General features: G+C 61.7%; 18 protein-coding genes. 13 read left to right on the top strand and 5 right to left on the bottom strand.

All coding sequences use genetic code 11. The features are described 5' to 3' along the window. The first annotated feature begins 19 nt into the window (after positions 1-19). The 3 genes from QMG84_RS15975 (at position 20) to QMG84_RS15965 (ending at position 1,908) form a co-directional block, all read left to right on the top strand. On the top strand, positions 20-763 hold the full coding sequence (locus QMG84_RS15975; protein WP_202071418.1) for a MotA/TolQ/ExbB proton channel family protein: 744 nt from the start codon (positions 20-22) through the stop codon (positions 761-763). Further along, positions 744-1,199 (top strand): protein TolR, encoded by a 456-nt coding sequence (gene tolR / locus QMG84_RS15970; protein WP_202071419.1) that lies wholly within the window; start codon positions 744-746, stop codon positions 1,197-1,199. The genes QMG84_RS15975 and tolR overlap by 20 nt, the downstream gene beginning before the upstream one ends. 274 nt (positions 1,200-1,473) lie before the next feature. Then, the gene (locus QMG84_RS15965) at positions 1,474-1,908 is read left to right on the top strand and encodes an RrF2 family transcriptional regulator (protein WP_202071420.1); all 435 of its coding nucleotides are present in this window, start codon (positions 1,474-1,476) and stop codon (positions 1,906-1,908) included. 277 nt (positions 1,909-2,185) lie between these two features. Here QMG84_RS15965 and QMG84_RS15960 read toward each other — a convergent pair whose 3' ends face one another. The 3 genes from QMG84_RS15960 to QMG84_RS15950 are packed head-to-tail and all read right to left on the bottom strand — an operon-like array spanning position 2,186 to position 4,365. Next, positions 2,186-2,686: a cupin domain-containing protein gene (locus tag QMG84_RS15960; RefSeq protein ID WP_281929124.1), complete on the bottom strand. Its 501-nt coding sequence runs from the start codon at positions 2,684-2,686 to the stop codon at positions 2,186-2,188. 49 nt (positions 2,687-2,735) lie between these two features. Then, positions 2,736-2,912 (bottom strand): hypothetical protein, encoded by a 177-nt coding sequence (locus QMG84_RS15955; protein WP_281929122.1) that lies wholly within the window; start codon positions 2,910-2,912, stop codon positions 2,736-2,738. Positions 2,913-2,937: 25 nt separating this feature from the next. Then, positions 2,938-4,365: an aryl-sulfate sulfotransferase gene (locus QMG84_RS15950; protein WP_281929119.1), complete on the bottom strand. Its 1,428-nt coding sequence runs from the start codon at positions 4,363-4,365 to the stop codon at positions 2,938-2,940. Positions 4,366-4,595: 230 nt separating this feature from the next. Between QMG84_RS15950 and QMG84_RS15945 the strand changes: the two genes are divergently transcribed. The 4 genes from QMG84_RS15945 to QMG84_RS15930 all read left to right on the top strand — a co-directional run bounded on the left by QMG84_RS15945 (position 4,596) and on the right by QMG84_RS15930 (position 9,589). Next, a complete protein-coding gene (locus QMG84_RS15945; RefSeq protein ID WP_281929118.1) occupies positions 4,596-6,803 on the top strand; it encodes a carboxypeptidase-like regulatory domain-containing protein in 2,208 nt (735 codons plus the stop codon). A gap of 19 nt (positions 6,804-6,822) precedes the next feature. Continuing rightward, on the top strand, positions 6,823-7,245 hold the full coding sequence (locus QMG84_RS15940) for an MORN repeat-containing protein (RefSeq protein ID WP_202071424.1): 423 nt from the start codon (positions 6,823-6,825) through the stop codon (positions 7,243-7,245). Between the two features lie 113 nt (positions 7,246-7,358). After that, positions 7,359-9,179, top strand: coding sequence for a tetratricopeptide repeat protein (locus QMG84_RS15935; RefSeq protein WP_281929117.1), 1,821 nt, complete (start codon positions 7,359-7,361; stop codon positions 9,177-9,179). Then, positions 9,176-9,589: a DUF6165 family protein gene (locus QMG84_RS15930; protein WP_281929115.1), complete on the top strand. Its 414-nt coding sequence runs from the start codon at positions 9,176-9,178 to the stop codon at positions 9,587-9,589. The genes QMG84_RS15935 and QMG84_RS15930 overlap by 4 nt, the downstream gene beginning before the upstream one ends. A 119-nt stretch (positions 9,590-9,708) precedes the next feature. Here QMG84_RS15930 and cysK read toward each other — a convergent pair whose 3' ends face one another. Together cysK and epsC are read right to left on the bottom strand one after the other, a co-directional pair. Beyond that, positions 9,709-10,692, bottom strand: a complete 984-nt coding sequence (cysK, locus tag QMG84_RS15925; RefSeq protein WP_281929113.1) for a cysteine synthase A — start codon at positions 10,690-10,692, stop codon at positions 9,709-9,711. A gap of 52 nt (positions 10,693-10,744) precedes the next feature. Beyond that, a complete protein-coding gene (gene epsC / locus QMG84_RS15920) occupies positions 10,745-11,686 on the bottom strand; it encodes a serine O-acetyltransferase EpsC (RefSeq protein WP_281929111.1) in 942 nt (313 codons plus the stop codon). A 324-nt stretch (positions 11,687-12,010) separates the two neighbouring features. On the opposite strand from epsC, the gene QMG84_RS15915 reads away from it, so the two are divergent. The 6 genes from QMG84_RS15915 to QMG84_RS15890 all read left to right on the top strand — a co-directional run bounded on the left by QMG84_RS15915 (position 12,011) and on the right by QMG84_RS15890 (position 21,174). Continuing rightward, entirely contained in the window at positions 12,011-12,958 is a 948-nt protein-coding gene (locus QMG84_RS15915; protein ID WP_281929110.1) for a family 2A encapsulin nanocompartment shell protein, read from the top strand. Positions 12,959-13,019: 61 nt separating this feature from the next. After that, positions 13,020-15,257 carry a family 2A encapsulin nanocompartment cargo protein cysteine desulfurase gene (locus tag QMG84_RS15910; protein ID WP_281929109.1) on the top strand — a complete coding sequence of 746 codons (2,238 nt, stop codon included), beginning with the start codon at positions 13,020-13,022 and terminating at the stop codon, positions 15,255-15,257. A gap of 177 nt (positions 15,258-15,434) precedes the next feature. Beyond that, the gene (locus QMG84_RS15905) at positions 15,435-15,884 is read left to right on the top strand and encodes an RrF2 family transcriptional regulator (RefSeq protein WP_281929108.1); all 450 of its coding nucleotides are present in this window, start codon (positions 15,435-15,437) and stop codon (positions 15,882-15,884) included. Positions 15,885-17,169: 1,285 nt separating this feature from the next. Next, entirely contained in the window at positions 17,170-18,858 is a 1,689-nt protein-coding gene (locus QMG84_RS15900) for an FAD-dependent oxidoreductase (RefSeq protein WP_281929107.1), read from the top strand. A gap of 47 nt (positions 18,859-18,905) precedes the next feature. Further along, complete coding sequence (locus tag QMG84_RS15895; protein WP_281929106.1) at positions 18,906-20,168, top strand: DegT/DnrJ/EryC1/StrS family aminotransferase; 1,263 nt, start codon at positions 18,906-18,908, stop codon at positions 20,166-20,168. 271 nt (positions 20,169-20,439) lie between these two features. Then, entirely contained in the window at positions 20,440-21,174 is a 735-nt protein-coding gene (locus QMG84_RS15890; protein ID WP_281929104.1) for a lytic transglycosylase domain-containing protein, read from the top strand. Positions 21,175-21,281: the final 107 nt, after the last annotated feature.

Raw genomic sequence — 21,281 nt, 5'->3', positions numbered from 1 at the left:
GCTATTGAAAGGCAGATAAATGGCAGATCCTGTCACCAACACGGCCTCGACGGCGCTCGCGCATACGCTGACGCCCATCGAGCTCTTCCTGCAAGCCGACGCCATCGTGAAGAGCGTCATCATCCTGCTCATCATCGCTTCGGCTTGGGGTTGGGCGGTGATCGCGGAGAAGCTCATCCGTCTGCGCATTCTGCATAAGCGCGCCGACAAGCTCATCGCCAGCGTTCAGGACGGCCTGCCGGTTGCGGCGGTCGCGGAGAGCTTCAGCTCGGCTTCCGAGGACGATCCGCTCGTGCAGGTCTATCGGGCGATGGTCGACGAGCAGACACGTTCGGCGGATCTCGTTTATACGGAGGCGCAGCGCGACTCCCTGCAAGACCGCGTTCACCGCGTTGCGCAGCTTGCGAGCTCCCATGCGCTCGATCAACTGCAGTTGCGGCTGCCGTTCCTCGCCACCATCGGCGCAGTGGCGCCCTTCGTCGGCCTCTTCGGCACGGTCTGGGGCATCATGAACTCGTTCCAGGGCATTGCGGCGTCGAACAACACCAGCCTCGCGGTGGTTGCGCCCGGCATCGCCGAAGCGCTCTTCGCGACCGCGCTCGGCCTCGTCGCCGCCATTCCCGCCGTCATTTTCTACAACCGCATCAGCGGCGACATCGGCGCCTATGGCAAACGCCTGACCGCCTTCATCGGCGTCTTCGAGGTGGAACTGTCCCGTCATCTGTCCAAGAGAGGAGAGCGCAATGGCCTTCGCGTTGCGTAAGCACGATTCGGAATTCGACTCGCAGCCTATCGCCGACATCAATGTCACGCCGCTCGTCGACGTCATGCTGGTGCTGCTCATCGTCTTCATGGTGGCGGCGCCCTTGATGACCTCGGGCGTGCCTGTCGATCTGCCCAAGACGGCGGCCAAGCAGCTCAATGACCAGCAGCCGCCGATCGTTGTCAGCGTCGACGCCAACGGCTCCTATTTCGTCGACAAGAAAGAGGCGACCGGCGTCGAGGGCCTGCTCGCCGTGCTCAAGGAGAACAGCGAGAACAACAAGGACCGCCGCATCCATCTGCGCGCCGACAAGGCCGTCGCCTATGGCAAGGTCGCCGAGGCGATGGGCGTGATCAACGCCGCCGGCTATGTGAAGGTCGCTCTCGTCTCCGAGGGCGCTGGATCGGGCGCCAGGGCCGCTTCGGCGGCGCAATAGGCGCGCGAAACGTCCCGGGCTCGTTTCCTCAAGGCGCTCCGCCGTCCTCGGAGCGCCCAGTTTCTCCCGGGCCCGGGACGTGTTTTTTGATAATTTCAGATTATAAAATCAGTTGCTTGCCCCGACCGCCCAGGCGGCGGAGGCCGATAGGCAGGCAGATTTGCGCTTCTGCTTTCGCCCGATGTTCCTATATGATAGCTAGCGTTGATCGGGGCGGTCCGCATCGGAGGGCCTCCCAAGCGCGCGGGCAGGCCGATTTGGCCTCGAAAGAAGAATGCTCTCGAATAAAGCGAAATACGGGCTGAAGGCGCTCATCCATCTCGCCAAGGCGGACGACAAATGTCTGGCTGGCGATATCGCGACCGCCAACAACATCCCTCGGAAATTCCTGGACGCCATCCTGGTCGAGCTGCGCAACGCCGGCATTCTCAACAGCCGGAAGGGCAAGGGCGGCGGCTATCATCTGGCGCGCCCGGCGGAGAAGATCACCGTCGGCCAGATCATCCGCATCCTCGACGGCCCGCTCGCGCCGATCGCCTGCGCGAGCCGCACGGCCTATCAGCGCTGCGCCGACTGCCCGGACGAAGACGCCTGCGCGATCCGCGACATCATGCTGGACGTGCGCGATTCGATCGCGCTCATTCTGGACCGCACCAGCATTGCGTCGCTGCGCAACCGCGGCAATCGAGAGACGCAGATTTTGCGGTGACGCTTTCCGCTCGCCCGGGTGCGGTCGAGTGGCGAGAAATCGCGCCGCCTCGAAAAGTGGGGCTGTTATTCCCGGCGGGCTGGAACCCCGACCGGAAATTCAGAGCCTTCCGTCGTTGCGAGCGAAGCGAAGCAATCCAGAGCCGCTATAGCTGCCCTGGATTGCTTCGTCGCTCTGCTCCTCGCAATGACGGTGGGCGCCAAAATATAGCGCTGGATTTGTTCTGGGTTCCTGATCGCTCGCTTCGCGAGCGGCGGAAGGGCAACAGTCGTTTATTTTACTTCGGTTTCGGCCAATTGCTGCTCTGCGGATCCGGCGCGCCGACTTGCGTCGTCGTTACCGGTCCGACGCCGATGATCTGCACGACAACCTCTTCCGCGCCGGCGCCGTCCCAATGCACGCCATTGGCCGGATGCAGCATGTAAGAGCCTTCCTTCAGCGGCGCGGCGGCGTTGAAGTCGATCTTCTCGCCCACTCCAGTGTACCAGACGCCCTTGATGACGGTCGCGTGCCGGTCCTGGGAATGGAAATGCGGGTTGGAATGCGCGCCGGGCGGGAAGCGGTTGCGCACGACATAGAGACCGGGTTTGGAAGGATCGCCATAGATGATCGCCTGGGACGGCCCTGCGCCAAGCGGCGATTTGAAGGGCGCCTGCTCGGGCAAAAGGCGGATGAATCCGTTTTCCGTGTCCGCCCGGCTCGGGAGGGCGACTTGAAGCGCCCCCGCGAGGCCCAGAACAAGACCCGCGCCGAGCGACGCGTTCAGCAATTTACCCATGTCTATCTCACTCCCGGATACGAGCGGCTCGAGCGGCCATGCATCGACCTCATTTGCTATCGAACAAAATGACCGCAGCGCTTCTCGCATCCTCCGCGCGGTCGAATACGAGCTCTTCGAGTTCTCGAAAAGAGTCTTCGATCGCGTAGAAGCGGTAGCCCTCGGGTCCGTCCGCGACGACGCCGACGGGGTCGACGCCGATCTTGATCAAATAGACGTGAAACATCGCTGGCCTCGCTCGATCGCCGTGCTTACTTTGCTTTGGCCGAAATATGGAAACTCGCGTTCTCTGGCGGCGTCACGCTTTCTTCGCTATGCGGCGTTCCCTCCGGCGCCCATTCGTAAGGAACCGGCTGCGCCCGATAGACCGCGTAACTCACAGTGGCGCGACCGGTCTCGGGATCTTTGCCGCGGCGCGGATAAGGATTGACATATTCCCAGACGATCTCGCCCGCCGGCGTCACCTGGAAGAAACGGCCGATCTGACCTTCGTCGATGAAGGTGTTGCCGTTGGGAAGCCGGCGCGCATTGCTGATATGCGTGCTTCGGAACGCCCATCCCTGCTGGCCCGAGCTGGCGCCCGTATATTGCCAGACAATTTCCTTCGTCACTGGATTGATCTCGAGCACGCGCGAGCCGCCGGTGATGGAGACGGCGGCGTGCGGATAGCCGGCCTCGCCCTGGTTGTCGAAGACGAGGAGATTGCCCGCGCCCGGCAAGCCTTTTGGAATGATATGCGCGTCGTGCTGGCCGGAGATCTGATCGACCGGACGTGGCACCTTCCGCGAGGTCGGGCTCCCATCTTCCGAAATCCCCGGATAATGCGGCCCCAGGGTCCAGGCGATCTTGCGCGTCTTGCGGTCGATGATCGCGATGAAGTTCGCAGAGCGTGAATCGAAGATGAGATTGTCCGGCGCGAAACGCTGGTCGCCTTCGTCGAACCAATGGTTCGGGCCGACGGGCTTCAGATCATTGACGTGAAGATAGTCGGCGCTTTTCGAGTTCTTTACGAGTTTCAGCTCGTCGGCGGTAAAGCCGATCTCGTCGATATGGTCCGATGCAGCCCATGTCCAGACGATGTCGCCCTCCGGATTCACTTCATAGGCGACGTCGTCGAGCACTTGCGGCGTGGCGAAGCCCGGCAGCGGGTAGACGATATTCGAGAGCACGAGCGTATTGCCGTTTGGCAGCCGTGCAATGTCGTGATGTTGCTGCGCACGGCCGCCGGGCGCGTTGGCGCCGAATTCCCAGAGCTTGGCGCCGTTCCAGTCCACCTCGCCGACGCTTTTGCGGATTCGCGTGAAGGTGCGGCCGGGCACGAGATCCGTGCCTTTGCCTTCCTCCGTTTCCAGCGTGACGAAGACATGGCCGCGCGCGCCGCCGACAAGCGCCGGATCGATAAAGGCGACGGGCTGCCCCGAATATTTCCATTCGTGCACGACCTTTCCGGTGAGGTCGATCAAGCGGGAAACGTCGTCGCCGCCCGGAAAGAGCACGTAGGAATTATAGGCCTTGGCCGGATCGTAGATCGTGGTTCCGGTGGGGTAGACGCTCGGTTCGGCGTGGGCGGGCGGCGCCGCGCGCATCGCGAAGAAAAAGAAAGCGGCGCCCGTCAAAGCGAGGAGCCGCTGCTTGCGAGATTGGTTCTGAACGAGCGCGCAAGCCGTCGAATGAGCCATGAGTCTACCTCTCCGTCGCCTGGAACTGAGGCGATTATAACTATAGTGTTTTGGTATGCAATAGCCTGCGACCGGGACGAAGAGAATAGAGTGTTTGGTGCTTTTATATAAGGAAAAAGTTGTGCATGACGAGCGCGCGCTTGTCGCGGCAATATAAAATATCCTTCTTGTGGATAGGTAAGAACATGTTAGTTTGCCGCGCCGAAGACGTCGCCTCGAAGGAAGCGCCTATGAAATCATCCGTCGTCCTTGCTTTGAGCCTCTCGCTGTCCGCCGCGGCCCAAGCCGGCGCCGAAACAGCGCTCACGCTCGACCCCGACGACATCGGCGGCGTCGTGACGAGCCGCGTCGGCGCCGAGGCGGGCGTATGGGTCATCGCCGAGACGACGGAACTCGGGACTCGTTTCGCGAAGATCGCGGTGACGGACGAGGCGGGGCGCTACGTCATCCCGGATCTGCCCAAAGCGCATTACCGGCTTTGGGTGCGCGGCTATGGGCTGGTCGATTCGCCAAAGGTCGCCGCGGAGCCGGGACAAAAGATCGATCTGCAGGCAGTCGTTGCGCCGAGCCTCTCGGCCGCGGCGCAATATTATCCGCCGATCTACTGGCTTTCCCTGCTCAAAGTTCCCGGCCGTGAGAAGTTTCCCGGCACGGGAGCGAGCGGCAATGGTGTGCCTGAGAATTTTACATCGCAAGAGCAATGGCTCGATCTTGTGAAGACTAATGGTTGCGGTCCTTGTCATCAGCTCGGCAATCTGGCCACGCGCGCCATTCCCGCTTCGCTGGGGCACTTCGATTCATCCATCGAGGCTTGGCGGCGGCGCCTGCAATCGGGTCAGGGCGGCACGGCAATGATCAACGGGATTGCCCGTCTCGATTCGCCGGATGGCGGGCAGCTCGCGCTTTTTGCTGATTGGACCGACCGTATCGCCGGCGGAGAGTTGCCGCATGAGACGCCGCCTCGCCCGTCCGGCGTCGAGCGCAACATCGTCGTCACCGTGCATGATTATGCGGACGCGAAGCATTATCTCCACGACCTGACTTTGACCGACAAGCGCAAGCCGACCGTCAATCCCTATGGCCTGATCTATGGCGCGACCGAACTCGGCAGCGACGACATTCCGGTTCTCGATCCGGTCAGGAACACGAAATCGCTGCTGCCCGCGCAGTTGCGCGACGCGGATGCGCCAAGCTCGCTCCTCGCCAATCCGGTGATCGCGCCTTCGCCCTATTTCGGCAATGAGGCCTTGTGGAACAGCAAATTCAACGCCCATACGCCGACGATGGATTCGCAAGGCCGCGTCTATTTCGCGGCGCAAATCCGCTCGCCAAAGAACACGCCAGATTATTGCACGAAGGACTCCCCACTGCGTTCTGCGCAGCTTTATCCGTTGCCCGCTAAGCCCGAAGGCTTCGTCGGCAATGCGCGTCAGGTCTCGGTCTATGATCCGAAGACGAAGAAATGGGCCTTCATCGACACCTGCTTCGGCTCGCATCATTTGAATTTTGCCGAGGATAAGAGCGACACGCTGTTCCTCAACAATGTGGGGCAGGGGGAGCTTGCCGTCCTCGGCTGGGTCAACACCAGGAAATTCTGGGAGACCGGCGACAGCGCGCAATCGCAGGGGTGGACGGCGCTCGTCGTCGACACCAATGGCGACGGCAAGCGCTCGGAGGACTACAACCAACCGGGCAAGCCGATCGACGCGACGAAAGACACGCGCGTGCCTTACGGGCTCTACAGCGTCGCCTCCAGCCCGCTCGACGGTTCCGTGTGGGGCTCCAATCTCACTTTCCCCGGCTATGCGGTGCGCGTCGCGCTCGGCGCCAATCCGCCGGAGACGGCGCTCACCGAAATCTACAAAGTGCCGTCGCCGGGCTATGGCATTCGCGGCGCGGACGTAGATCGCAACGGCGTCTTTTGGGCGGCGCTCGGCAGCGGGCATCTGGCGAGCTTCGACCGCCGCAAATGCAAGGGGCCGCTCAACGGGGCCGGCGCCGAAAAGGGCGAGAAATGCCCTGAGGGCTGGAGCTTCTATCCGCTTCCGGGCCCCGGTTTCGCCGGCGCGCCGGGCGCGGCGGAGACGCCCTATTACGCCTGGGTGGATCAGCACGATATTCTGGGCCTCGGGCCGAACACGCCCTTCGCCACCGGCAATCAATCGGACTCGCTGCACGCGCTGGTGAACGGACAGATTGTCGAGCTGCGCGTCCCCTATCCGATGGGTTTCTATGCAAAGGGCGTCGACGGCCGCATCGACGATCCGTCCGCTGGCTGGAAAGGCCGCGGCCTTTGGACGACTTCCGGCAATCGCACGCCTTTCCATATCGAGGCGATCGACGCCCCTGCGCCGGGCGCGCCGGGCAAGACGCCGGAAACCTATTCGGCGCCGCTTGTCGTGAACTTCCAGCTTCGCCCGTCGCCGCTTGCACATTGAGAACCGAGGAGGAGGCCCCTTGTCGCGTTTTCTGCTTCTGACGCTGCTCCTGCTGTCGATGTCGGCGCCGCAATCAGTCATTGCGGCCGGCAAGCTCCCGCCTTGCCCGGCGAGCCGAAAGGTCGTGTGGACCGATTGCGAAGGCGCTTACACTTATGACGATTGGTCGAAATATGTCGGCGCGTTCAAAGACGATAAAAGACATGGGCAGGGCGCGATCACTTATCCGGATGGGCAGCAATATACCGGCGGCTTCGTGAATGACCGCCGCGAAGGCGCAGGCGTCTATACGAGCCAGAACGGCAACAAATGGTCGGGCGAATTCAAAAATGATAGACCGAATGGGCGCGGCGTGCTCACTGATAAATCGGGAAAGATTTTGAAGGAAGGCGTCTGGGTCGACGGCGCCTTCGCGGGGCAGGGCGCGCAGACGCCGCGCTGATCGCTATGCATATGCCTGGCGCAAATTGGACCGGTCGAGGCAGTCAGCTTGCGGAAAGCTTGTCTTCATAGGCTTGCAGCCGGCGACTTCCTTTTTTCGGCTCACCTTTGCCTATGGCCCGGTCTCGACATCAGACAGTACGACATGCGCCCAGCGCCTTCGCGCCGCCAGTAGGCGCGGCGTATTTTGTCGCGAAAGGCGCGGCCGAGCTTTTGGCGCGGCGCTATGCGCAGGCGCATGCCGCTTATAGCAAGGCGCTCAAATTCGATAAAAACTGCATCGACGCGCTGAGGGGACGCGCGCTGTCTCTGCACGCATTGGGCCGCGACAATGAAGCCCTCTTCGATTACGACGCCGCGCTCGCTCTTGCGCCGCGAGAAGAGGATCTATGGTACAATTTCGGCGTCTCATTATTGGGGCTCGGCGCGGTCGACGACGCGCTTCTCGCCTTTGCGCGGGCGCTGGAAATCAACCCGAGCTATGCGATTGCCGCGGATTCGGCGGCTTTCGCCGAGAGCAAGCGTGGGCGATTTCTGGAGGCGATCGCCTATTGCGATCGGCTGCTCGAGAAAGACCCGCGCAACCAGCGCGCCTTGCGCCTCAAGGCCGATGCGCTGCTCGCGGCGAAACGCTTCGACGAGGCGTTGAAAATCTACGATGCTGCCTTGCGCCTTTCACCGCGCGACGTCGAGCTTCTCGTCAATCGCTCTACGGCGCTTCTCTCGCTCAATCGGCGCGACGAAGCCTTCGCCAGCGCAAAAGAAGCCCTTGCTTGCGACGCAAACGTGTCGCTGGCCTGGCGCGCCTATGGCACTGTCGCTTTGAAGCTCGGCTTGTATGAGACGGCGCGGGACGCCTTCATCCGCGCGCTGGAGCTCTCCCCCAATGACGCGGATGCCTTGAGCGGCCAGGCCATTGCGCTCAAAGAACTCGGAGAGATCGACGCCGCTTTGCGCACATTCGATGCGGCGCTGGCGATCAACCCTGAAAATGAAGATGTGAAAAGCAACAAGGGCGCTCTCTTGTTGCTGCTTGGCCGCTATCCCGAGGGGCTTCCGCTCTTCGAATATCGGCGGGCGAATAGCCACACTCTACACTTGAAAGCGTGGTTGCCCTGGCCGGAATGGCGCGGCGAGGATTTAACAGGTAAGCGCCTGCTGGTGATGGATGAAGCCGGTCTCGGCGACGTCATCCAATATAGCCGCTATTTTCCCTTATTGGCGCGAGAACCTGCGCGCCGAGTTGCATTTGGTTGTCGCGCGAGCATGCGCGCTTTGATCGAGACACTCGACCCGCCGACCGAGCTGGTGACGGATGTGCGGGTCGACGAGTTCGATCTTTTCACGCCGCTTTGCAGCCTTCCGCTCGTCTTAGGGACGAGGGTCGACAGCATACCGGCGCCCGCGCGTTACCTGGCGGCCGATCCTCGGCGGCGTGACGTCTGGCGGCAGCGGATCGGCGCCCACGGGTTCAAGATCGGCGTCTCCTGGCGCGGCAGCTCGACCGCCCAGTCGGATGATACCCGCAGCGCGCCGCTTTCCGCTTTCGCGCCGCTCGCCGAGCTTCCGGGCGTTCGTCTCATCAGCCTGCAGAAGAACGAGGGCGTGCAGGAAATCACGAAGGCCAATGGGGTGTTTCGGATCGAGGAGCTGGGCCCGGATTTCGACACGGGGCCCGATGCTTTTCTCGACACGGCGGCGGCGATGGAGGCGATGGACCTCGTCATCACGATCGACACGTCGATCGCCCATCTCGCGGGCGCGCTAGGTCGTCCGCTATGGATCGCCCTCAAATATGTGCCCGAGTGGCGCTGGCTGCTGCAGCGCGACGATAGCCCATGGTATCCGACCGCGCGGCTTTTTCGCCCGCGCACGTTGGGCGATTGGGGCGGCGTGATTGCGGACATGACGGAGGCTTTGCGAGCGAGGCTATGACGACGAAGCAGTCGATCTTCGGAAACAATGATCCCTTGATGCTTCCGTCTTCGATCGGAGAACTCTTCGATCGCATCTCCATATTGGAGCTCAAGGAGCATCACATCGAAGATGCAAAGAAGCTTACCAATGTTCGGCAGGAGCTGAAGCTCTTGCGCGAAACGGAGTTTCGTCTCGGTCTCGGGGCCTCCGATCTGGAGTCCGTACGTCGCCAATTGGCCGAGGTGAATGCGGCGCTTTGGGCGATCGAGGACGAAATCCGCGACTGTGAGCGCAAGGGCGATTTCGGCCCGCGTTTCATCGAGCTTGCGCGCAGCGTTTATCACCAGAACGACCGGCGCGCCGCGCTGAAATATCGGCTGAACCAACTCTGCGGCTCGTCTCTGGTCGAGGAAAAATCCTACTGCTGAGGCGAGTCGCGTCATTCCCGACGCTCGCAAAGCAAGCGATCGGGAATCCAGCGCGAAACAGCGCTGTTGCGGGCTCTGGATTCCCGGTCGGGCTTTCAGCCCGCCGGGAATGACGGCGGCTACAACCCTTCGAAAAGCGCCGTGGAGAGATAACGCTCCGCGAAAGACGGAACGATCACGACAATATTCTTTCCTTCGGCCTCCGGGCGGGCGCCGATCTCCAATGCGGCCGCGAGCGCCGCGCCCGAAGAAATGCCGACGGGGACGCCTTCGGTCCGTGCAATGAGTCGCGCGGTGTCGAGCGCCGTCTGATTGCCGATGGTGACGATCTCGTCGATCACGCTCCGGTCGAGAACGGGCGGCACGAAGCCTGCGCCAATGCCCTGAATCTTGTGCGGTCCCGGCGGGCGGCCGGAGAGCACCGCCGAGTCTTCCGGCTCCACGGCGACGACGCGCAGATTTTGGTTGCGCCGCTTCAGCACTTGTCCGACGCCGGTGATCGTGCCGCCCGTGCCGACGCCTGAAATGAAATAATCGATCTCGCCATTGGTGTCGTTCCAGATTTCCTCCGCCGTGGTCGCGCGATGAATTTCGGGATTGGCGGGGTTCTCGAACTGCTGGGGGATGAGCGCGTCGGGGTTCTGCGCAAGAAGCTCATTGGCTTTCGCGAGCGCGCCCTTCATTCCTTGCGAGGCAGGCGTGAGCACGAGCTCCGCGCCGAGCAGAGCGAGCATCTTGCGCCGTTCGAGCGACATCGATTCAGGCATCACCAGAATGAGCCGGTAGCCGCGCGCGGCGGCGACGAAGGCGAGCGCAATGCCGGTGTTGCCGGATGTCGGCTCGATTAGAACCGTCCTGCCGGGCGCAATACGCCCCTCCTTTTCGAGCGTCTCGATCATCGCAACGCCGATGCGGTCCTTGACGCTGGAGATGGGATTGAAGAATTCGAGCTTCGCCAGAATATTCGCCTTCACGCCTTTGAGGCGCGCAATGCGATCGAGCCGCACGATCGGCGTGTCGCCGATGGTTTGGGTGATGGAGTCGTAGATCCGGCCGCGCCCTGGCCGCGCCGCCGGGGTGAAGTTCACGCTGTGAATAGTCATTCGTCTATCCTTTCACTTCCTGCCGAAGCGCTTCCGGTCCGCCGATCGAAACTCATATGCCTGCCCCATGGTCGAAGACTTCCACGCGCGCCTTCGCCTGGGAAATGTTGGCGCCGGGCGGCACGCTCTGGGTGAGCCAGACATTGCCGCCGATGGCGGAGCCACGACCGATGGTGATACGGCCGAGCACGGTGGCGCCCGCATAGATCACGACGTCGTCCTCGATGATCGGATGGCGCGGCTTGCCTTTTTCGAGTGCGCCGTTCTCGTCGACGTCGAAACGCTTGGCTCCGAGGGTAACGGCCTGATAGAGGCGCACGCGCTTGCCGATGATCGCCGTCTCGCCGATGACGACGCCTGTCCCGTGATCGATGAAAAAGCTTTCGCCGATGGTCGCGCCGGGGTGAATATCGATGCCGGTTTGCGAATGCGCGATCTCGGCGACGATGCGGGCGATCATCGTCGCGCCGAGCAAATAAAGCCGATGCGCGAGACGATGGCGGATGATGGCGGAAACGCCAGGATAGCAGAAGACGACTTCGTCGAGACTCTTGGCCGCCGGATCGCCTGTGAAGGCGGCGCGAATATCCGTATCGAGAAGCATGCGGACCTGTGGCAGCGCCTGCGCGAATTCTTCTGTGATCAGTCTGGCGCGGGTCGCGAGCGCATCGTCGGCGGCTTCGGGTTCGAAGAGCTTGAGCTCGCGGCGGACCTGCTCACGCAGCATCCGCAGCGCACGGCCGAGAGTCCGGGTCAAGAAGGCGTCCGTCGTCTCCGGCGTCAGCTCATAAGGGCCGAAATGCCGTGGATAGAGAACCGCGGTCAAATCCTCGACAGTGTCGAGTATGGCCGCGCGCGACGGCAGCTCGGGAAGCCGGCCGTTTCCGTAACGATTCGTCTGCGACTTTCGACGCAAGATGGCGAGAGCTGAGACGATGTCTTCGACGTCGAATCCGTCCGGGTCCAGGAAAATTGTCTCGAACTGTTGCGTCATTCCACGGCCTTCAAGCAGCGCGCGAATTAATCTATAAAAGTCATAGACTATATCATCAGAAAAGGCAATAGCCGCAAAACGCGCTTTGCTATCTTCGCCTCGGCTGTCAGCAGCATGTACGGCTGGTCGTATTAGTATATGTATTCTAATATAGTAGAACTTTGTCATGTATTAATTCCATGAAATACTCTTGAATCCAGAACGATAGCGTGTAGAGTTCACGCTGTCGCAAGCAACATGTTAGCGATTTCTTGTATTTGAAAAGACGACGCGCCCTCCCGCGCGGCGCCCGTCTGTTCCCGTCGACCCTCCTAGGACGATTGCATGACTGCAGAACCCGAAGTCCGCCGAACATTGAGCGAGGCGGCGGCGCGCCAGCTCGCCAACGCAACGAAAACCCGCCCGCAATGGTCGGGCATCACGCCGCGCTGGCTCGTGTCCTTCCTCCCCTGGGTGCCGGTCGAAGCCGGCATCTACCGCCTGAACCGCGTCAAGGAATCGTCGGCGTTGAGCGACGCCGTCGTGCAATGCAGCCCGGCGCGCGATCGTGATGCGGACCTACCGGAGACCTTCGTCGATTACGAAGATGCGCCGCGCGAATATTCGATGAACGCGGTGACGACGATCCTCGACGTTCAGACCCGCGTCTCGGATCTTTACAACCATCCCTATGATCAGATTCAGGAGCAGGTCCGTCTCCTCACCGAGAAGGTGAAGGAGAGGCAGGAGGCCGAACTCATCAACAATGCGGAATATGGCTTCCTCGCCAATGCGCATCCGTCGATGAGGATCAAGACCCGCAAGGGACCGCCGACGCCGGACGATCTCGACGAGCTGATCTCCAAAGTGTGGAAGGAGCCGGCGTTCTTCCTGGCGCATCCGCGCGCCATTGCGGCGTTCGGCCGGGAATGCACCCGCCGCGGCGTGCCGCCGCCAACCGTCACGCTGTTCGGCTCGCCCTTCATCACCTGGCGCGGCCTGCCGCTGGTGCCGAGCGACAAGCTCTACATCGACGAGAACGGCAAGACAAATATTCTTCTGCTGCGCACCGGCGAGAAGAAGCAGGGCGTCATCGGCCTGTTCCAGCCGGGCGTCCCCGGCGAGGTGGCGCCGAGTCTGTCGGTTCGCTTCATGGGCATCAACCGCAAGGCGATCGCCTCCTATCTGATCTCGCTCTATTGCTCGGCCGCAGTGCTGACGCATGACGCCCTCGGCGTGCTCGAGGATGTCGATGTGAGCAAGTTCCACGAATACGACGACAAGCGCGTCTGATCGCAACAACGCCGGCGGCCCAGCGCCGCCGGCTCTCTTTCACGCCGAGGAAGCCGCCTTCATGTCGCCTGCGAAGCCCGCCATTCCCGCTTCCGCCGATTTGCCGCTCGACAATCTCCCCGCTCAGGACGCCGGCCATCACGCCGCGCCGACAATCGACCCGAATATGATCGCGCGGCTGGCCAACGCTTTTTTCCAGCAGCCGCCGGTTCCGCTGGCCAATTCCTCGCTGCCCTTCGGTCCGCCGGCGCTGACGCCGAGCCTGCCCGACGCGCCGGCGCCTTCGGTCGTGACGACGGTCGCGCCGCTCGCCCCCGCGCGCACCCAGATGGGGCCGCCGGACGTGCCGCAAACGACAATCCTCTCCGTCATCCCGACGCCGAACATCCCCGCGCCGGCCGCGCCGACGGGTTTGCAGTCGCCGACGCGCCCGCTCGGTCTCGACCAAATTCCGCAGCCAGGCGCGTCGCTCGGCAGCTCCACCCCTTCCGCTATTCCCTCGGACGTCGATTACAGCCTCATTCCGCGCCTTCTCGCCGCAGACATGTCGCTCGTGCCACAAAGCCACGTCAACGCGCCGGAAGCGATCGGCCCCGCCGGGGTAAGCGCGAGCCCTGCGGTCGATAATCTCTACTTCCTGCATGAGCGGGCGGCCCCCACGAGCGCGCCGGCCGCGCCCGCGCCGTCCTATCTCTCGCCGCATACGCCGGCGGTCGCGCCGCAGCCGGAGCTCGGACAGCCGAACATTCCGGTCTCCGCGCCGAGCGCGCCGGCGGAGGCCGAGGCCAGGGCTCCCGCCGCGCCGGAGAGCTTCGCCATCTCAGGGCCGTCGGAAGCCGATCCGCACCGTCTCTCGGACTCCGCTTCGCTCGCCACGCCGCCCGTCGGCGGCGAGCAATTTTCGAGCGGCTTCGAGAGCTTCCCGACGCCCGGCCAATCCGGCCCCGCCGCGAGCGACGCGCTTTACTTCGTGAGCCATACGGGCGGCCATCCCGCCGCCGCGCCGGCGCAGCCTGCCGCCGAGCCGCAGGGCTTCGCGCCGCAGCTTTCGCCCAGCTCCACTGAGACGCGCCAGGTCTTCGATCCCTATCGGGTGAAGCGCGACTTCCCGATCCTGCAGCAGCAGGTTCATGGCAAGCCGCTCGTCTGGCTCGACAATGCGGCGACGACGCAGAAGCCGCAGTCGGTCATCGACCGGCTGTCGCATTTCTACGAGTATGAAAACTCCAACATCCACCGCGCCGCCCATGCGCTCGCCGCGCGCTCGACCGACGCCTATGAGGCCGCGCGCGAAAAGGTTCGCCGCTTTTTGAAGGCGCCCAGCGTTAAGGACATTGTGTTCGTGCGCGGCGCCACGGAGGGCATCAATCTCGTCGCCCAGGCCTGGGGCCGCCGCAATGTGCGCGAGGGTGACGAGATCGTCGTCTCCTGGCTGGAGCATCACGCCAATATCGTTCCCTGGCAGATGCTCTGCGCCGAGAAGGGCGCGCGGCTGCGCGTCGCGCCGGTCGACGATCGCGGCCAGCTCATTCTCGAAGAATATGAGAAGCTGCTCAATCCGAAGACGCGCATCGTCGCCGTGACGCAGGTCTCCAATGCGCTCGGCACGGTGACGCCGGTGCGCGAGATCACCGCCATGGCGCATCGCCACGGCGCCTGCGTGCTGATCGACGGCGCGCAATCCGTCTCGCATATGCCGGTCGACGTGCAGTCAATCGACTGCGACTTCTTCATCTTCTCGGGCCACAAGGTCTTCGGGCCGACCGGCATCGGCGTCGTCTACGGCAAGGACGCAGTGCTCGAAAATATGCCGCCCTGGCAGGGCGGCGGCAATATGATCGCCGACGTTACCTTCGAGAAGACGATCTATCAGGGCGCGCCGGAGCGTTTCGAGGCGGGTACGGGCAATATCGCCGACGCAGTGGGTCTCGGCGCGGCGCTCGATTATGTCGAGAGCATCGGCATGGAGGTCATCGCCCGTTACGAGCATGACCTTCTCGTCTATGCCACCGAGAAAATGCGCCTGGTGCCTGGCCTGACCTTTATCGGGACGGCGGCCGAGAAGGCCTCCGTGCTGTCCTTCGTGCTCGACGGCCACAGCACGCAGGAGGTCGGCAAGGCGCTCGATCGGGAAGGCATCGCCGTGCGCGCGGGCCATCATTGCGCCCAGCCGATCCTGCGCCGTTTCGGCCTCGAGGCGACGGTGCGGCCTTCGCTCGCCTTCTACAACACCTGCGCGGACGTCGATGCGCTGGTGGCGGCGCTGTTGAAGCTGCAGGCGGGCCGCGGCGGCTTCTGAGCTGGGGCAAAAGAGAGGGGCGGCATGGCGTCAGCCGCCCATTCACCCACATGATCGGCTCATTTAGAGGCTCGACCGTTTGTCTGTTTTGAAGCCTGTATAATCTATGGAAATAGTTGACTGATTAGCTGCATGGGGATAACAGCGGAAAGCGCTCGCTTTCGGGAAGTCATCCGCGTGCTGACAAAAAAGGGAAAATACGGCCTCAAAGCCATGGTGCATCTGGCGCAGTCCGAGCCCGGGCGCCCGGTTCCCGTGCTCGAAATTTCCGAAAAGCAATGCATCCCGAAAAAGTTTCTCGACGCCATCCTCTGCGAGCTGCGCAACGCGGGATTTGTCCATTCGAAGATGGGGAAGGGCGGCGGCTACGCTCTGTCGCGCCCGGCGAGCGAGATTACCGTCGGCGAACTCGTGCGCGCGATCGACGGGCCTTTGGCGCCGGTGCCTTGCGCGAGTAAGACGCGCTACCGGCGCTGTGACGATTGCTTCGACGAAAACACCTGCGCCGTGCGCAAGATCATGCAGCGCGCCCAGGAAGCCTTGTCGAACGTGCTTGACAATTGTTCTCTTCAAGAGATGGGCGACCGAGCGAAAAACAACGCGGAAGCGATCTTCTTCGATATCTGACTCGTGCAACTCGCATTGGGGCGCGTCACGCTATCTCCGTTTGAACAGCTCGCATTGGGATGTGTCATTCCCGACGGGCGGGAATCCAGAGCCTCGTCGGTTCTGCACTGAATTCCCCATCATACTCCGCTTGATTGGTTCGGTGCCATTCCCGACGCTCGCGTAGCGAGTGATCGGGAATCCAGAGCAAAACCTGCGCTCTTGTGGCTCTGGATTCCCGATCGGGCCTTCGGCCCGTCGGGAATGACAAGCGCCAATGCGAGCTATTCAAACGGAAACGGTATCACTCGCTGCGCGAGCGTCGGGAATAACGATGAACCAAGCAGGCAGTTTAGTGTGTTCTCGGTTCGCACCTGCGGCAGCGCACGACGACACCAGAGTGCCTAAACGGATTTGAATGCGAGAATGCTGTAGAAAAAGATGAGATTAGAAATGCTATAATATAGAACTATTAAAATAAACAGAGATGCGTATATTTGTCGCACGTAATCTTCGTTGAGATAATTTGGCGCCGGTCCTAACCTTTCCTCGCAAAGCCCGATAAGGGGACTGCTGGAGGAAACAAATCATGCAGACAGCCCACAACAGCAAAGAACTATTCAGGGCCCTCGTTGTCGTCGCTGCAGTCGCAGCGGGATTCATCATCGTGCTTCACAACATCACCGGTTTGATCGGCTGACAGCCAACTCTTCCTCACTTCTGAATTTCGCCGGAGCCAGCAAACGGCTGACTCCGGCGTCTTGCTGCGCTTTGGGCTGACGCCGAGGCGCGCTTTTCCCAAGCGCTATGACAGCGGCGCGCTTTCCTCTACGAGCCATGCCTGCCTCGCGATAATGCTGGCCGCCGTAATGCCGGCGCCGGACTCCAACTGGACGCCGTCATTGCGAGGAGCGTAAGCGACGAAGCAATCCAGGGCCGCACCGCTGCTCTGGATTGCTTCGCTTCGCTCGCAATGACGGTTTGCAGCTTGGCGCCTCCCGTAAACATGAGCCGGTTGTCGTTCCCGCCGACGCCTAAGTATTCGTTGCCAAGCGCGACTCAAGCGGCAAGGGTCGGAAAGGCGCCTCGCCTTCTCTCACGGTTGCTACCGTTCGAGCGCAACCGCGTTTCACCACACAAGCCCAAATGATGAAGAATGTCCCTGTCTCGAAAAAATCATACTTAGCCCATTCGGCTTAGACCTTTTTGCCAGCCAAGCATATCCAGAATTCAACGCCGCTCGTTATTGATATAATATTGCTCTCATGGTCTGATCGATCCGTAATTATTCAAGGAAAAGCGGATCATGTTCATCGACGCGTTGGGTTTGGACGATGAATACAGGATAGAATCCGAGATCTGCATCATAGGCGGGGGCGTTGCGGGGATCACCCTCGCGCTCGAGTTCGAGAAACGCGGCATAGAGGTCGTTCTTATCGAGAGCGGCGGCTTCCAAAGCGAGGAGGCCAACCGCGACCTTTATCGTGGGGAGAGCGTTGGGCTGCCCTATCGTTTCGCCGATGGCTGCCGTAGCCGCTACCTTGGCGGAAGCAGCAACTGCTGGGGCGGCTGGTGCAGGCCCTTCGAAGAAGACGACTTCGTCGCGCGCCACTGGGTCCCCTATAGCGGCTGGCCGTTCGAAAGATCGGAGCTCGAGCCCTATTATGAGCGCACCCATTCCATTCTGCAGCTTGGCCCAACCAATTTCGACGCGTCTTTCTGGGTAGACGCTATCGGACGCAGCAACGTCCGGCGCCACTCTTATGCCGGCGACGATGTTATCGACGTTATCTCTCAATTCAGCCCGCCGGTGCGATTTGGTCAGGTCTACCGCTCGCAATTGAAGCAAGCGCGCCATGTCACCGTCTTCCTCAATGCCAATGTCACCGACATTTCGACAGAGGGCGGCCAGTCGGTTCGCTACGCGCGATTGAGAATGTTGAACGGGCGCTCGGCGACTGTTGCAGCGAAAATCTTTATCCTGGCGACCGGGGGCATAGAGAACGCGCGCCTTTTGTTGCTGTCCAACAAGGATCGGCCGCAGGGGCTCGGCAATCATCATGATTTGGTCGGACGCTTTTTCATGGATCATCCCTGCCTGACGACGGCAACCGTCCGCTTCCGCGACGGATGGTCCGACAACATGCTCTATGACGCGAAATTCCATTACCGCAACGACGCCGTCGCCGCCCACGGCACCTGCATCGCCGGGCATCTCTCTTTAAGTCCCAAAGCGCGCGAGCGCGAGCGGCTGTTGAATACCAACATCACCTTCGTGCCGATATTCCCGGGCGAATACACCGGCGTCAAAGACGCGCTTGTCCGCCTCAAGCGCCGACTCGAAGGCGTTCAAGAAACGCAACGCTCCCTGCTGCGCGAATTCCTGACGCTGGCGGGGCAGCCGCTCAATACTCTCGGCTTCATCGCCGCGCGTTATCTGCAAATGGGCTCGCTGCAGATGCGCTCGCTCATCGACCACACACGGCTCCAGGTCATTTGCGAACCGGCTCCCAATCCCGATAGCCGCGTGACGCTTTCCATGGCGAGGGATCAGCTCGGCTTGAACCGGGTGAAAGTCGATTGGCGCCTCGGCGACCAAACCAAGAGAACCATCGACCGTACGGTCGCTCTTGTCGCTGAAGAGTTGAGCCGCTCCGGAGTCGCCGACATAGCGCTCGACCCGCCCATCGTCGAAAATGGCTGGCCGGAAAGTTTCTCGCAGGAGGGATGCTGGCACCATATGGGAACGACGCGCATGCATGAGTCGCCCAAGCTCGGCGTCGTTGATCCCAACTGCCGCATTCACGAAATCACGAATATGTATGTCGCCGGCAGCTCGATTTTTCCCACAGCAGGCGGCGATTTTCCAACGACGACCATCGTCGCTCTGGCGCTTCGACTCGCCGATCATATCGCATCCACTCTGGACCGTGGTTCGAGCGCCGACATCGTTACGAAACTGGCGAACGCAGAAAGCACGCTTCGAACGCCATGACAGGCTCGGTCCTGTTGTGCGCCTGAAGCAAATGTGGAGTTGTTCGAATGGTCCAGCCGAGGCAGATCGTCTACCCGATGCGGTACCTCACGCCGTGGGTCTCGGGAAACGCGCAATCAGAAAGAACCTTCATCGCGCAAAGCTCGGAGAGGCTGGGTGGCGCCCATATCCTTCCGCTCGGGCGGGCGCGGGCGGGGATATACCTTCTGGTCAAAAGCGCGCTGACCGATACGAGGCGGCGCGTCCTGATGTCGCCTTTGACGATTGCCGATGTCGTCAACATGGTGAGATTTGCCGGCGGCGAGCCGGTGTTCGTCGATTGCCTTCCCGATTCCACGAATATGGATGTCGCCCATCTGCGCTCTCTCATCGACGACAGCGCGGCTTGCGTGTTGCTCACGCATTATTGCGTCACCCAGAACAGGACGCAGGAGATTGTCGGCCTGTGCCACAGTAACGGCGTGAAAGTCTTCGAGGATTGCGCCGTGGCTCTCGGCGCGACGCTCGACGGACAGCCGGTCGGCGCGTTCGGCGACGCCAGCGTGTTCAGCCTGTCGGGCTTCAAGATTCAGAACTTCATCTGGGGCGGTTTTATCGCCACAAGAGATGCCGAGCTTTTCGACGCGCTCTCGCGCGAAGTGTCGCGCTGGCCACGTCTGCGGCCGCGGCAGTATCTCGGAATGGCGAAGACGGTGCTTCGCTATGCATTTCTGACAAGTCCGCTGGTGTTTCCCTTCGCGTTTCGGGCGCGAAGACTAAGCGTGCAGCAGGGGAAAATCGCCGATCTTATTCCCCGCGTTCTGATCGAAACGCCAACTCTGGACGAGACGATCACGACCCGTCCGTCACTGGGCGCCTTTGCGGAATGGAACCACAAGTCCCGCGATGTCGAGCGCATCAATGCGCATCGGCGAAAGATCGCTGCGATCTATGACAAAAGATTCCGAGACCTTTGCGCGGCGGCGGAAACGGACGAAGAGACGCGCGCGTCCTCGTCCTGGTTCAGCTATCCGATCGTCGTCGGAAAAGAGAACAGGGAGCGCGTCTATCGGGAAGTGTTGCGGCGCGGCTATGACATCGGCCTCATGTTGTATCCTAATGTGCACGAGCTTCCCGCGAATGCGACCATTCCAGGACGCTCCAGCACGATCTCCGCCTTCGTGCGCGCCATTCTCACGCTGCCGACGCATCCGAGAATCACCGCGTCTTACGCCGAGGAGCTGGCAAGCTGCGTCGCCGAGGTACTGGCGAACTACGCGCAGGATGTCCAATCTCCGCGTATCGACAACGCGCCAAAGGAAAGAGTTTAGGCGTTTTGCGTTTCGCGAGACCCAGCGGCGCGCTGGTCTCGTGGAAACAGACCAATCGGCGCGGCGCGAGGCGTTCATAAGCGCCATCGCTTTTTCAACTCCGACGCGAGACCTGCTGACATGCGAGCATCCAATGCAGCGACGTGAGAACCAGCAATTGTCGGGGTTGTTCCGCCCGGCGCGCACATCCTTTGGGATTTGCCTGCTATCCGGCGCGCTCGCTTCAGATATTTGCAATCGACCGCAAAAGCCGGCGCCAATCGAGGCCCCCATGGCCGCGCGCGAGGCGACGAGCGGCATCAAGCTCCTGACGGCGCAAGAGGAGCCGCCAGCGCAAGCAAAGCTCTTGATCGACGCGCATCTCACCTCGCCTCGAGCCAGGTTGATCGGCATGGTGCGCGCCGAGGCCAAGACCAGGAATCTTCCAGAAGACCTCGCAGAAGCCGTCGCCTATATCGAAAGCGCCTATGATCCGGAGGCGAGGGGGGCAGTGGGGGAGGTTGGGCTGATGCAAGTGCTTCCCAGCACCGCCGCCATGATGGGCTTCAAGGGCGCCATGAGCGACCTCGCTGCGCCGCAAACCAACATTTACTACGGCGTGGGTTACCTCGCCAAAGCCTGGCGTATGTCGAACGGCGACATCTGTCGCGCATTGATGAAATACCGAGCGGGCCTCGGAGAAGAGCGCATGACCGCGCGTTCGATCGACTATTGTCGGCGCGCAAAGCTGTATCTTTCGCAGATCGACTCCGGGTTCAAGCGCGAGGACGCAATCGCGCCGCGACTCATTTCAAGCGCGAATGCTGAACCGCGCGCGATTGCCCCGACCTTGAATGTGTCGGCCGGGGCGCCGCTTCCGGCCAAACTTCTTATTAGGCCGCAATCGCCAAAACGGTTCAAAAGCTCCGATAGCTTCTGGGTGTGGCATGAGGCGCGCATCCGGGCGCTCAAGCAAAAGGTGCACGCCAAATGGGGGCGTTTCCTATTTGCCCGAAACAGAGGCTGACGGCCGGGTTAGGCCATGCTTAAGCGCCGAGCGAGAATCCAATGCCGCAAACGCGCTGTTGTTGCCCTGGATTCTCGATCGCTCGCTACGCGAGCGTCGGGAATGAC

It is taken from the genome of Methylocystis iwaonis (assembly GCF_027925385.1).
Classification (GTDB): domain Bacteria; phylum Pseudomonadota; class Alphaproteobacteria; order Rhizobiales; family Beijerinckiaceae; genus Methylocystis; species Methylocystis iwaonis.
Note: the sequence above shows the minus strand (reverse complement) of the source record. Positions and strands in the feature narration are given on the sequence as shown.